The organism is Sorangium sp. KYC3313 (genome assembly GCF_052075895.1).
GTDB lineage: Bacteria > Myxococcota_A > Polyangia > Polyangiales > Polyangiaceae > Sorangium > Sorangium cellulosum_B.
The window spans coordinates 7,495,437-7,508,323 of record NZ_CP197255.1; the positions used below are offsets into that span (position 1 = coordinate 7,495,437).

Annotated in this window: 9 protein-coding genes; 4 read left to right on the forward strand and 5 right to left on the reverse strand. The window is 71.6% G+C overall.

Going from position 1 to position 12,887, the window contains the following annotated elements:
- The first annotated feature begins 123 nt into the window (after positions 1 to 123).
- The 3 genes from ACSRUE_RS28890 to fxsT all read left to right on the forward strand — a co-directional run bounded on the left by ACSRUE_RS28890 (position 124) and on the right by fxsT (position 5,747).
- Positions 124 to 1,626, forward strand: coding sequence for an SIR2 family protein (locus ACSRUE_RS28890; protein WP_441286408.1), 1,503 nt, complete (start codon positions 124 to 126; stop codon positions 1,624 to 1,626).
- 26 nt (positions 1,627 to 1,652) lie between these two features.
- Complete coding sequence (locus ACSRUE_RS28895; protein ID WP_441286409.1) at positions 1,653 to 2,729, forward strand: ATP/GTP-binding protein; 1,077 nt, start codon at positions 1,653 to 1,655, stop codon at positions 2,727 to 2,729.
- 147 nt (positions 2,730 to 2,876) lie between these two features.
- A complete protein-coding gene (gene fxsT / locus ACSRUE_RS28900) occupies positions 2,877 to 5,747 on the forward strand; it encodes an FxSxx-COOH system tetratricopeptide repeat protein (protein ID WP_441286410.1) in 2,871 nt (956 codons plus the stop codon).
- Position 5,748: 1 nt separating this feature from the next.
- Here the strand turns inward: fxsT and ACSRUE_RS28905 are convergent, their stop codons facing one another.
- From ACSRUE_RS28905 to ACSRUE_RS28920, 4 genes are all read right to left on the reverse strand, one after another.
- On the reverse strand, positions 5,749 to 7,068 hold the full coding sequence (locus tag ACSRUE_RS28905; RefSeq protein ID WP_437767465.1) for a pyruvate dehydrogenase complex dihydrolipoamide acetyltransferase: 1,320 nt from the start codon (positions 7,066 to 7,068) through the stop codon (positions 5,749 to 5,751).
- A gap of 39 nt (positions 7,069 to 7,107) precedes the next feature.
- The gene (locus ACSRUE_RS28910; protein ID WP_437767466.1) at positions 7,108 to 8,091 is read right to left on the reverse strand and encodes a pyruvate dehydrogenase complex E1 component subunit beta; all 984 of its coding nucleotides are present in this window, start codon (positions 8,089 to 8,091) and stop codon (positions 7,108 to 7,110) included.
- On the reverse strand, positions 8,088 to 9,065 hold the full coding sequence (gene pdhA / locus ACSRUE_RS28915; RefSeq protein WP_437767467.1) for a pyruvate dehydrogenase (acetyl-transferring) E1 component subunit alpha: 978 nt from the start codon (positions 9,063 to 9,065) through the stop codon (positions 8,088 to 8,090). Before pdhA ends, ACSRUE_RS28910 begins: the two co-directional genes overlap by 4 nt.
- Before the next feature lie 200 nt (positions 9,066 to 9,265).
- The gene (locus ACSRUE_RS28920) at positions 9,266 to 10,747 is read right to left on the reverse strand and encodes a protein kinase domain-containing protein (RefSeq protein ID WP_441286411.1); all 1,482 of its coding nucleotides are present in this window, start codon (positions 10,745 to 10,747) and stop codon (positions 9,266 to 9,268) included.
- Positions 10,748 to 10,926: 179 nt separating this feature from the next.
- Here ACSRUE_RS28920 and ACSRUE_RS28925 point away from each other — a divergent pair, with 179 nt between their 5' ends.
- On the forward strand, positions 10,927 to 11,982 hold the full coding sequence (locus tag ACSRUE_RS28925) for a hypothetical protein (RefSeq protein WP_441286412.1): 1,056 nt from the start codon (positions 10,927 to 10,929) through the stop codon (positions 11,980 to 11,982).
- A gap of 117 nt (positions 11,983 to 12,099) precedes the next feature.
- On the opposite strand, the gene ACSRUE_RS28930 is transcribed toward ACSRUE_RS28925, so the two are convergent.
- On the reverse strand, positions 12,100 to 12,666 hold the full coding sequence (locus ACSRUE_RS28930) for a hypothetical protein (RefSeq protein ID WP_441286413.1): 567 nt from the start codon (positions 12,664 to 12,666) through the stop codon (positions 12,100 to 12,102).
- Positions 12,667 to 12,887 lie beyond the last annotated feature (221 nt).

A 12,887-nucleotide genomic window follows, 5' to 3' on the forward strand; every position in this document is an offset into this window, starting at 1 on the left:
GTTCGACCCTGCGCCGCGCGGCGCACTTTTGCGGCGCGTCGCGCGACGCGCGGCGAAGGCGCACCGCGCTGCGCGCCGCAAAAGTGCGCTGCGCGCCGAGGAGCGATAGACTCGAGGGGCTCGATGTCAACCCTTATGGACAACGCGAACACGGTGAGCGCGGAGGTCGACGCCGCGGTGATCGAAGCGCTGCATGAGGCGCTCGAGAGCGGAGAGCTCGTGCTCTTCGTCGGGGGAGGCATCTCGGCCGCGGCCGGGCTGCCGACGTGGCGTCAGCTCGTCGACCTGCTCGTCGAGAGGGTGCGCGAGCAGACCGGCGACGAGGTCGCGATCGCCGAGGTCGCGGCCCTCGCGCGATCGCAGCGCTACAGCGAGGCGCTGGGCGCGGCGGAGCAGGCGCTCGGCCCTGCGGAGTTCAACGCGTTCGTCGAGGATGCGCTCGACGACGAGGGGCTCGAGCCGCCGCGGATCGCGATCGCGATCGCCGCGCTGCGAGACAAGCTGCGCGCCGTGCTCACCACGAACCTGAACCACCTGCTCGAGCGCGCCTTCGGCGTCGAGTGGGACGCCATGTGGCGCGTCACCGACGAGGTCGCGTGGCGGCGGCGGTTCATCCTCAAGCTGCACGGCACGCTGAAGGAGCCGCACAGCTGGGTGTTCGCGCGCGAGCGCTTCCTCGCGTCGATCGCGCCGCCCGACGTGCGCAAGTCGCTCACGACCGTGCTCTCGCGGTGCCCCGTGCTCTTCATCGGCTTCGGGCGCGCCGACGGCAACTTCGACGAGATGCTGGCGGACATCCACGCGCTCTCGGGCGCCTCGCCGCCGCCCCGCTTCGTCATTGCCCCGGGCTCGAGCCTCACGCCGCTCCGTCGTAAGGCCCTCGCGGACATGGGGGTCCTGCTCCTGCCCTACGACACCCCCGACGGCAGCCACGACCGGGTGCTCGCGATCCTCGAGCGCACGTGCGCCCCCCGGCCGCGCGCGATCACGTCGCGTGGTCGCTCGATCGTTCCGCCCCCGATCCCCGATCTCGAGCTCCCGCCCTCGTCGTCGTCGCCGCTCGGCGCGCTGCACGACCTCCCGCCGGACTCGGCCGCGTACGACGACACGGCCGCGATGACGGGGGCGCTCGAAGCGTCGCGGCGCGAGCGCGCCTCCGAGCCCCCGGCGAGCCCGATCGAGGTGTTCTTCTCGTACTCGGAGAGCAACCGCGAGCTGCGCGACAAGCTCGAGACGCACCTCGCCATCCTCAAGCGGAAGGGCGTCATCCGCGGCTGGCACGACGGCGAGATCGGCGCAGGCGAGGAGCGCGACACGGCGCTGGCCGAGCACCTCGAGACCGCGAAGGTCATCCTCCTGCTCATCAGCGCGGACTTCCTCGCGTCGGACTTCTGCTACGACGTCGAGATGCAGAAGGCGATCGCGCGCCACGAACGGGGTGAGGCGCGCGTCATCCCCGTCATCCTCGACGCCTGCGACTGGGAGGGCGCGCCCTTCGGCAGGCTGGCCAGCTTGCCGCGGGGCGGGCGCCCGGTGACGAGCTGGGTCAACCAGAGCGAGGCGTTCACCGACATCGCAAAGGGCATCCGAAAGCAGGTCGAGCAGCTCACCCAAAACCCCTCCTGAGCTCACCGAGCGCCGGCGCCCAGCCGGTGAGCCATTCAGAGGTGCCACCGCCGCCCGGGATCTGGAGCGTCCCCGCGTCGACCAGCCGGAACCTGGCCGCGCGCGACGATCTGCTCGCCGAGATCGGCGCCGCGCTCGCCAGGCGCGGCGTGGCGCCGCTCTGCGGGCTCGGCGGCACCGGCAAGACCAAGCTCGCGATCGAGTACGCGTACCGCAACGCCGGCGCCTACGACACCGTCTTCCTGATCGACGGTCAGAGCCAGGCGACGATGGACGCCTCCTTCGTCACGCTCGCCGCGGAGATGAGGCTGCCCGAGCACGAGCAGCTGGATCCCGCTCGCGCGGTCGGCGTGGTGCGCAGCAAGCTCGGGCGCCGCGGTCGCTGGCTCCTCCTCTTCGATGGCGTGCGCGACCCGATCGAGGTCGAGCCCTACATCCCGAGCGTCTCGCACGGCGGCCACATCCTCACGACGTCGCAGAACCCTATCTGGCGCGGTCTCACGACGGTGAACGTCCGCGGCATCGAGCGCGCCGAGTCGGTGCGCTTCCTGCTCCAGCGCACGGGCGAGACCGACGCGGAGTCGGCCGACGCGCTCGCAGAGGAGCTCGGCGATCTGCCGCTCGCCCTGGCGCAGGCTGGCGCTTACATCGAGGAGACCGGGCGCCCGCTCGCGGAGTACCTCGCCCTGTTCCGGCAGCGGCCGGCCGCGCTCCTGGAGCGCCCCGTCAGCTTCCCGGTGACGGTCGCGACCGCCTGGGAGAGCTCGCTCGCGGCCGTGTTCAGCCACCAGGCAGCCGCGGAGCTCCTCAGCTTGTGCTCGTTCCTGCCGATGGACGCGATCCCTCGGCGGTCGCTCAGCGAATACGACCCGCTCGCGCTCGACGACGCCATCGCGATGCTGCGGCTGCACTCGCTGATCGAGGTGCGGCCGCACGCGCTCAGCGTCCACCGCCTCGTGAAGATCGTCGTCCGCAACCAGCTGCGGCGGGACGATCGGCGGCGATGGATGGAAGCGGCGCGCCGCATCGTTCAGGCTTCCGGCCGGATCCCCCCGCGCACGGAAGAGGAGCGCGAAGGTAGGACGGAGCCGGAGTCGGGGTAAGGCAAGCCCCCCACGAGACGATGGAGGTTCGACCCGCATGTATCCGCCTGGAGCGTCAACTACCGTCTCTTCCTGGGTCTTTTCCGACCGCGTATTCTCGTTGCGCGTCAGGTCCGTCGTGAGACTTTAAGGCCCGCGAGAGGAACTATGGTTGCCTTGGCGACGAGCCCCGCCGATGTGTTCTTCTCCTACTCTCCGAGGGACGAGGACCTGCGGCCCAAGATCGAGACCCACCTCGACGCGCTGAAACGGCAGGGGGTCATCCGGAATTACCAGGGCTTCGCGCTCGGCGGAGGGAGGGAGCGGCGAGAGGCGACCGCGGCGAGGCTGCGCGAGGCGCGGGTCGTGCTGCTGCTCGTGAGCGCGGATTTCCTCTCCACCGACGCGTGGCTCTCTCCGGAGATGCGAGAGGCGATCGGCCGCCACGAGGCCGGCGAGTGCCGGGTCATCCCCGTGATCCTGCGGCCCTGCGCCTGGGAGAAGACGCTGCTCGGCGCGCTGCAGCCGCTGCCGAGCCGCGCGCGGCCCGTGACGAGCTACCCGAACCAGAGCGAGGCGTTCACGGAGATCGCGAAGGGGATCCGCAGCGCCGTCCGCGAGACGGAGCCGCCGACGCAGCGGCCAACCGCTCGACGGCCGTCGAGCTCGCCCGACGCGGAGCCTCACATCAAGAAGCTGCCGCCGCGGAACCCGGGCTTCACCGGGCGCGACCAGCTCCTGAGCGAGCTGCGGAGCACGCTCACCACGGGGGGGCCCGCTGCGCTCACGCAGTCCATCAGCGGCCTCGGCGGCGTCGGCAAGACGCAGCTCGTCGCCGAGTACGCGCACCGGTACGCGAGCCAGTACAGCGTCGTCTGGTGGATCCGCGCCGAGGAGCCGGCCACGGCGGCCGAGGACTTCGCGCGCCTCGCCGCGGCCCTCGACCTGCCAGAGCAGAACGAGGCCGACCAGCGGATCGCGATCGAGGCGGCCCGGTCGTGGCTGTCGCGCAACGACAGGTGGCTCCTCATCTTCGACAACGTGAACGATCCGCAGGACGTCGCCCCGTACCTGCCGCACCCGCGCACCGGGCACATCCTCATCACCTCGCGCAACCCGAGCTTCCGCGGCATCGCCACCCCGCTCACCGTGCCGGCGCTCGATCGCGCCGACTCGGTGAAGTTCCTGCTCGATCGGACCGGGCAGAGCGACGCGTGCGCCGCGGAGAAGCTCGCCGAGACGCTCGGGGATCTCCCCCTCGCGCTGGTGCAGGCGGCGGCGACCATCAAGGAGACGGGATCGTCCATCGCGACCTACCACGCCGCCTTCGGCGATCACCAGCGCGGGCTCCTGCTCCGCGGCATGCCGATGGACTACCCGACGCCGATCGCGACGACCTGGGGCCTCGCGTTCCAGGAGGCGCAGCGCTTCTCGCCTGTCGCGGTCGACCTCTTGAGCCTGTGCGCGTACCTGGCGCCCGACGACATCCCGCGCGAGGGCCTCGCCGACGCCGCGCCGCACCTGCCGGCGGCGCTCGCGGAGGCGCTGAGCGATCCGCTGATGCTCGACGAGGCGGTCGCCGCGCTCCGCCGCTACTCGTTCATCGACGTGCACGAAGGCGCGCTCTCCGTGCACCGGCTCGTCCAGGCGGTGGTCCGCGATCGCCTCTCGCCCGAGGACCGGAAGGTGTGGGCCGAGGCGGCGGTCCGGCTCGTCGATCACGCGTTCCCCGAGAGCAGCGACGAGGTGGAGACGTGGCCCTTCTGCGCCCGATGGCTGCCGCACGCGCTCGCCGCGGCGAGCCAGGCCGAGGTGCACGACGTCGCGCGGGAGGTGCGCGGGCGGCTCCTCGCCCGGTTCGCCGTCTACCTGCAGGGGCGCGCCGCGTTCGCGGAGGCGAAGGGGTACCTGGAGCGGGCGCTCGCGCTCCACGAGGCGGTGTTCGGCCACGACGATCCGAAGGTCGCGGCCGTGCTGCGCAGCCTCGGCAGCGTCCTCCACGACCTCGGCGATCTCGGCGGCGCGCGGGCACACCTGGAGCGCGCGCTGGCGATCGACATCGCGAGCTTCGGCCCCGATCACCCGGACGTCGCGCGCGACGTGAACGACCTCGGCAGCGTGCTCATGGATCAGGGCGATCTGCCGGGCGCCCGCAAGCACCTGGAGCGCGCCCTCGCCATCGACGAGGCGACGTACGGCCCCGACGATCCGAGCGTCGCGATACGGCTCAACAACCTGGGCGCGCTCTTCCGCGACCTCGGCGACTTCGCGGGCGCGCGCGTGCACCTCGAGCGGGCGCTCGCGATCGACATCCGCGCCTACGGTCCGGACCACCCGACGGTCGCGATCGGGCGCACGAACCTCGGTCGACTGCTCCACGATCTCGGCGACCTCAAGGGAGCGCGCGAGCAGTTCGAGGAGGCGCTCAAGATCGATGAGCACAGCTACGGCCTCTACCACCCGCGCTTCGCGCACGCGCTGAACAACCGCGGGCGCGTGCTGCGCGATCTCGGCGACCTGGCCGGGGCGCGCGCCGACTTCGAGCGGGCGCTCGCGATCGTCGAGGACACCTACGGTCCGGATCACCCGGACGTGGCGCGGGACATCAACAACCTCGGCAGCGTGCTGCGCGACCTCGGCGACCTCGAGGGCGCGCGCGCGAACTTCGCGCGCGTGCTGAAGATCGCCGAGGCGACTTACGGCCCGGACCACCCGGCGGTGGCGATCGGCTGCAACAACCTCGGCAGCGTGCTGCAAGCGCTCGGCGAGCTGCCCGGGGCGCGCGAGCAGCTGGAGCGCGCGCTCGGCATCGCGCAAGCCACGTACGGTCCGGACCACCCGGTCGTGGCGAGCATCGTGAACAACCTGGGGCGCGTCTTGCAGGCGCTCGGCGATCTGTCGGGCGCGTGGCAGCAGATCGAGCGCGCCGTGGCGATCGCCACGAAGGCGCTCGGGCCGTCGCACCCGTCCGTGCAGATCTTCTCGCGGAACCTCGCGCGCCTCGGCGACGCTCTGGAGAGCAGCGCCGAGGCGACCTGAGCTAGCCGATCAGGATCTGCGTCGGGTGCTCCAGGAGCTGGCGCAGGACCTTGAGGAAGGTCGCGCCGACCGCGCCGTCGACGACGCGATGATCGCAGGAGAGCGTCATGCTCAGGCGGCGGCCCGGCACGATCTGCTCGCCGCGCACGACGGGCTCGCGACGGACCTGGCCCACGGCGAGGATCGCCCCCTCGGGCGGGTTGATGACGGCGCCGAAGTTGTCGATCCCGTACATGCCGAGGTTCGAGATCGAGAACGTGCCGTTCGCCATCTCCTCGGGCCGCAGCTTCTTCGCCTTGGCTCGCCCGGCGAGCTCGCGCACCTCGGCCGCGATGTCGAGCACCTGCTTGCGATCGACGTCGCGCACCACCGGCGTGACGAGGCCCTCGGGGACGGCGACCGCGACCGAGATGTCGACGCGCTGGTGAACGAGGATCGCGTCCGGGGTGAACTGCGCGTTGCACTCCGGGACGCGCACGAGCGCGATGGCGCACGCCTTGACGAGGAGATCGTTGAAGCTGACCTTGGCCGGCTTCTCCCCCTCGGCGGCGGTCGCCGCGAGATCCGCGTTGATCTGCTCGCGAAGCGCGTTCAGCGGATCGGCGTCGACGTCGATCGAGAGGTAGAAGTGCGGGACCGTCTGCTTGGACTCGGTGAGGCGCCGGGCGATCGCCTTGCGCATCATGCTGAGCGGCCTCACCTCCGGCGCAGCGAGCTCGCCGGGGGCGGTCGCCTTGGCCGCCCCGGCGGCCGGCGCCGGCTTCAGCCCCTCGAGGTCGCGCGCGACGATGCGCCCGCGCGGGCCGCTGCCGGCGACGCTGCTGAGGTCGAGCCCGCGCTCTCGGCCGAGCTTCCGCACGTAGGGCGACGCCTTCACGCGCCCGTTCGACGACGGCTGCGGCGCAGCCGGCTGCGTGGGCGGCGAGATCGCCTCGCCGCGCGCCGCGGGCGGCGGGCTCGTCGCGGGCGCCTCGCCGCCGGCCGGCGGCGCGGCGCGCTCTCCCTTGGGCTGAGCCTCCGCCGCGCTCGGCTTCGCCGCGGCAGCGCCGCCGCTCCCGCCGGCGAGGGCGCTTACGTCCTCGCCCGGGGCGCCGATGATCGCGACAGGCTGGCCGAGCTGAACCACGCTGCCCGCAGGCACGAGGATCTTGAGCAACGTCCCTCGATCGAAGGACTTGTACTCCATGGTCGCCTTGTCGGTCTCGACCTCTGCGAGCAGATCGTCGATGTCGATCGCGTCGCCTTCCTTCTTGTGCCAGGCACTGATCTGCCCCTCCTCCATGGTCGGGGACAGCTTCGGAAGTTCCAGAACCTTCGCCATGGGTCTATCAACCTTGATCGGGGATGTGGGTCCGCTCAGTCAGCTTTTGTAGAGAACGCGGTGAACATTTTCGATGATCCGCGACGCCTGCGGGATCACGTACTGCTCCAGCCGCGCGTTGTAGGGCATCGGGACGTCGAGCGTCGTCGCGCGCAGCACGGGCGCGTCCAGCTCGTCGAACGCGAGCCGCTGGATGCGATCGGCGATCTCCGCGCCGACGCCGCCGTACGGCCAGCCTTCGTGCGCCACGACCGCGCGGTGCGTCTTCGTGACGCTCTGCACGATCGTCTCCTCGTCGAGCGGGCGCAGCGATCGCAGGTCCACGATCTCCGCGCTGATGCCCTCCTTCTCCAGCTCCGCCGCCGCCTCGAGCGCGACGTGCACCATCCGGCTCCACGCGATGATCGAGACGTCGGTCCCCTCGCGCGCGATCGAGGCGACCCCGAGCGGCACGATGAAATCGGGGTCGTCGGGCACCTCGCCCTTCACGCCGTAGAGCGTCTCGCTCTCCATGAAGAGCACCGGGTTGTCGTCCCGGATCGCCGACTTGAGGAGACCCTTGGCGTCCGCCGGCGTCGCGGGCGCGAGGACCTTGAGGCCGGGGATGTGCGCGTAGAAGTGCTCCATCGAGTGCGAGTGCTGCGAGCCGACCTGCTTCGCCGAGCCGTTCGGCGCGCGCAGCACGAGCGGGATGCTGAGCTGTCCGCCGGACATCTGCCGGAGCTTCGCCGCGTTGTTGAGGATCTGGTCGAACGCCACGGCGGAGAAGTTCCACGTCATGTACTCGACGATCGGCCGGAGCCCGACCATCGCCGCGCCGATCGAGATGCCCGTGAACCCGCTCTCGGTGATGGGCGCGTCGATCACGCGCCTGCTCCCGAACTTGTCGAGCATCCCCTCGGTCACCTTGTAGGCGCCCTGGTAATGCCCGACCTCCTCGCCGACGAGGTACACCCGCTCGTCGCGCTCCATTTCCTCGACCATGGCGGCGCGAACCGCCTCACGGAATCTTAGGACGGTCATCGCGCAAAAGGTCCTGCATAGGTTGTGGGCTCGAGCACCTCGGGCCCGGGTTCGGGGCTCTCCTCGGCGAAGCGGATCGCGTCGGTGATCTCGTCTTCCACCTCTTTCTCGATCGCCTCGAGGGCGGCCTTGTGGCCCTTCTCCTCGAGCTCGACGCGAGAGCGAAGGAGCACGTCCTTCTTCTTGCGCTCCTCGAGCTCCTCCTTCGTCCGGTACTTGCCGGGATCGCTCATCGAGTGGCCCCGGAAGCGGTACGTCCTGATCTCGACCAGCGTCGGCTCCGACTGCGTGCGCGCCCGCGCGACGGCCTCGGCGAGGCGATCACGCACCTGGAGGACGTGCTCGGAGTTGAAGCGATCGCGCTCCATCCCGTAGGCGAGCGCCTTCTGCGAGACGTCCTCGACCGAGAGCGTCCGGGAGAGCGGCGTCCCCATCGCGTACTCGTTGTTCTCGCAGACGAACACGATCGGCAGCTTCCACAGCGCCGCGAGCGACATCCCTTCGTGGAAGTCGCCGATGCTCACCGCGCCCTCGCCGAAGAACACCATCGAGACCCGGTCCTCGCCGCGGTACTTCGACGCGAACGCGGTCCCGACGGCGATGGGGATGTGCCCGCCGACGATGCCGTAGCCGCCGAGCATGTTGTGCTCTTTGTCGAAGAAGTGCATCGAGCCGCCGAGCCCCTTCGAGCACCCGGTGACCTTGCCGTAGAGCTCGGCCATCGCGGCGCGCGAGCTCATCCCGCGGGCGAGCGCGAGCCCGTGATCGCGGTAGGTGGTCATCACGTAGTCGTCGGGGCGGAGCGCCGCGGAAGCACCGACGGCGATGGGCTCCTGACCGATGTACAGGTGAAGGAACCCACCGATCTTGCTCTGCGCGTACGCGCGGGCCGCCTCTTCCTCGAAGCGGCGTATCTGAAACATCTTTCGGTAGAGCGACAGATGGAGATCGTCGCCGTTTGTCAGGGTAGTCATCGCGGAGATCTCACGGGGCAGAACAGCAATTCAGACAGTCGCTAGCGCAGCGGTCGGCGTGTTTCCAGGGCGCCTCTCCGGGGCCTGCGATGGACCCGGCGAGGCGCTTGACGTCGGCCGTGCAGGACAGCGACGGTGCTTACTCGGGCTCCTTTACGGGAGTTCTTTCCGCGTGACAACGCATCCGCGATGTCACCCGTTCAACGCGCAGCAGCATCGGCGCCACCGGCGTCCTGCGTGCCGGGCTCTGTGGTCTCTGGCACGTCGATGGCCTCGGTCTCCGGTGCTCCGGCGTCCGCGCCTTGCTCGTCCTCGGGAAGCGCTGTCGGTACGGGCGAGGTCGTGGCGCTGCCCGGCGCGCTCGCGCTGGGCTCCGCGGCGCTGGGCTCCGCGGCGCTGGGCTCCGCGGCGCTGGGCTCCGCGGCGCTGGGCTCCGCGGCGCTGGGCTCCGCGCTGACCGTCGCGCGCGCCGTGGTGTCGGTGGGGTCGTGCTTCGGGCGCGCTGGCCGCGTCGACGGCACGGGGCGCGGTCGTGGCGCCGTGGTCGCCGACGAGGCGATCGGCGCTGCTCCGACGGCGGGCTCCTCGGCGGGCGCGCCTGCAGATCGCAGCGCCGTGTGGAGGAGCAGCGCGGCCGTGGCCACGACCACGGCCGCGCCCACGGCGATCTGCCCGGTCTTCCGCTCGCGGGGAGGGAAGTCGGCGTCGAGCGGATCTGCGCGCACCGCCGGTGGCTCGGCGGGCAGCGCCGGCGTCGCCGTGACGGCGCTGTCCAGCATCCGCCTCGGCATCTGGCTGGAGGCCGCCCACTCGAGGCTGCTCGCGAACGCGGCGCCGAACTCGTCGCAGCTCGGGTACCTGTCCTCGGGTCGCTTCGACAGCCCGCGCGCGAGCACCTGATCGAGCGACGGAGGGAGGCCGAGCTCCTTCGCGATCGGCGGCGGCTCGTCGCTCGCGATCTTCGAGGCGACCGAGACCGCGTCGTCGCCCGGGAACGCGCGGCTCCCGGAGATCGCCTCGTACATGACGGCGGCGAGCGAGAACTGATCGCTCTCGGGCGAGAACTTCCCGACGCGGAACGTCTCCGGCGCGCTGTACGCGGGCGTCCCCATGAGCCCTCCCTGGTGCGTCAGCGTCGAGTCCGGGATCCGCGCGATGCCGAAGTCGGCGATCTTGCCGCCGTTCGCGGAGAGGATGATGTTCTCCGGCTTGATGTCGCGGTGGACGATGCCTGCCCGGTGCGCGATCGTGAGGGCCTCGCCGAGCTCGCACGCGAGGCGCGCCGCCTGCGGCGCCGAGAGCCGCCGCTCGAGGAGGTGCTGCTTGAGCGTCGGCCCCTCGACGTACTCGAAGACGAGGTAGAGCCCGAAGTCCGGGTCCTCGCCGACGTCGTGGAGCGTGACGAGGTTCGGGTGGGTCACCCGGGCGGCGGCGCGCGCTTCGTGGCGCATCCTCACGATGAGCTGCTCGCGGACGTCGCGCGGGATGCGCAGGTCGTCGCGCAGGTGCTTCAGCGCGACGTCGCGATCGAGCAGCGGGTCGTGCGCGAGCAGCACGCGCCCCATCGCGCCCTCGCCGAGGAGGCGCTGCACATGGTAGCGGCCGAGGGCGGCGGGCAGCACGGAGCTATCGCTCGGCTGTGCGAGCGCGCCGCCGCCATCGGAGGACGAGGATCGAGGCACGTCGCGTCGGTTCTAACCGGCCGGCGGCCCCGGCGGAAGGCCTGGCCGGCGTCCCGCTTCCGGTTATGCTCTGCCGCAGCGCGCCCCGGGCCCACGAGCGGCGCTCGCGGTTCTGCGGAGGCGGTTCCCGCTGGGCCCTGGCGGCGTGCGGCATCCCAGAGAGGGCGCAGCGAGCACAGATGAGCACCGAGAGCGCGTCGAAGCCGGTCCAGGTCGCCGGAGCTAAGAAGAAGCGAGGCAAGGCCAAGTACATCGTGCTCGTCGGCTTCGTGCTCCTCATCGTCCTCGCCCAGCAGACGGGGCTCCTCGGCTTCGGCGTGGCGCACCTCCGCGCCGCAACCTTTCCGAGAGACGAGTCGCTGCTCGAATATGTCCAAGGCAGCGCCCCCGGCGTGGTGATCGTCGACCTTCACCAGCTCGACCTGCAGGCGCTCGGCACGGAGGGCGGCGCGGTGCGGCTGCACATCGAGCGCACCCGAGACGACATCAAAAAGGCGACGGGCATCGATCTCGGGTTCGACGTCGACAAGCTGGTCGTCGCCCCGTCGCTCGTGGTCGCGCGCGGGCGTTTCAACGAGCAGAAGCTCGCGGAGCGCCTGGCGACGCACAGCTACGTCCAGGCAGAGTACAAAGGCGTGAAGTACCTGCTCCGCGCCGGCGAGGACGCGATCGCCGTGCGCGGCGGGTCGATCCTGCTGTATGGCGCCGAGCCGGAGATCCGCGCGAGCATCGACGCCGAGGAGGCCGGGACGTCGCTGGCGAGCCGGGACGAGGCGACGTCGCGCCTCGCGCACATCGGGTGGGATCGTCCCCTCCTGGGCGTCGCCCTCCTTTCCGAGAGCAAGCCGAGCCTCCGCGCGATCCTCACCGGCTCCACGGGCCCGCGCGCCGTCACCGTCGGCGTCTCGACGAAGGGCGGGCTCTCGGTGACCGTCGCGATCGACGCCGCGTCCGCCGACGCGGCCGAAGAGCTCCGGAAGCTCCTCGAGGAGAAGCGCGCGAACGTCGATGCGCTGAAGGCGCTCGTCGGCCCGGAGCCCGGGGCAGCGCTCGCCGAGATCGCGAAGCGCGCGACGCTCGCCGTGGAGCCGGGCCCCGGCCGGCTGACGGTGCAGGTGGAGGTGCGCCCCGAGGAGATCGAGCTGCTCGCGAAGGCCGGCCATGCGGCGGCAGGCTCGCTCGGGGACATGTACAAAAATGTGCGGCTGCTTCAGCTCCTCGCGCCGGGCCCGTGACGGCGTCGTCTGAGCGGAGGGCGCGCTCGGCCCGCATCGAGGTGAGCACAGCTGTGCGCGACGGCAGCGCCGCTCATGTCGAGCTGGAGCGGCCGGCGGTGCGTCCCTGGTCGAGGCTCAGAGCTCGGCGCAGCGCGGGCACCGCGCCTCGACCCGGTCTGTCGCGCTCTTGACCCGGGCGCGTGCGGAGTCGCACCGCTGGTCCGCATCGCCGGCGAGCCCGCAGAGATGCTGCGCGGCGCGGCTCATGGACGCGAGCGCGCGGCACGCGGTTTCGCACGGCGGCGCGGACGTCGGCTCGGCTTTCTTGGCCGGGGGCTCGCCGCCGGCGGCCGTCGCCCGCGGTGACGCCGCGGCGCGGCCGTCGGGTACGCTCGGACTCGGCGGTGAGGCAGCCGGCGGCGGCGCTCCCGGCTGCGCCGCTTCCGCCACGGCCCGGCCCTCGTCGCGCTGTGCGGGCGCGCCGATCGCCTGATCGAGCTCGTCCTCCGCGCGCTCGAGCTCCGCGAGCGCATCATCGGCCGTCTCGACGGCGCTCCCCTTGTGCGGCGCCATCGAGGTCGCACCGGCGGGCTCCGGCGCCACCGGGGCTTGCGCGACGGAGGCGCCGCCGCAGCCAGAGAGCGCGGCGGCGCTGATCCACAGGGTGGCGGCGGCGGCAGACCAGGCACGGTGTCTGTTCATCGGTCCTCCTGCGCCTGACGCCCGGCGCCCGGCTTTCGGCTCATCGCGGCGCCGCGGCCTGCGCCGCGGACCGCGACCGCACGCCGAGATCTTGCGCGCGGCGCGGCGAGGTTGATCCCCCCGCGGTGCGCTATGCTCGCGGCGATGAATCTGCTTCGACCGATCGGCGCCCTCGTTCTGGCTCTCGGACTGGTCGCAGGCTGTCAGCGAGGCAGCTCGCG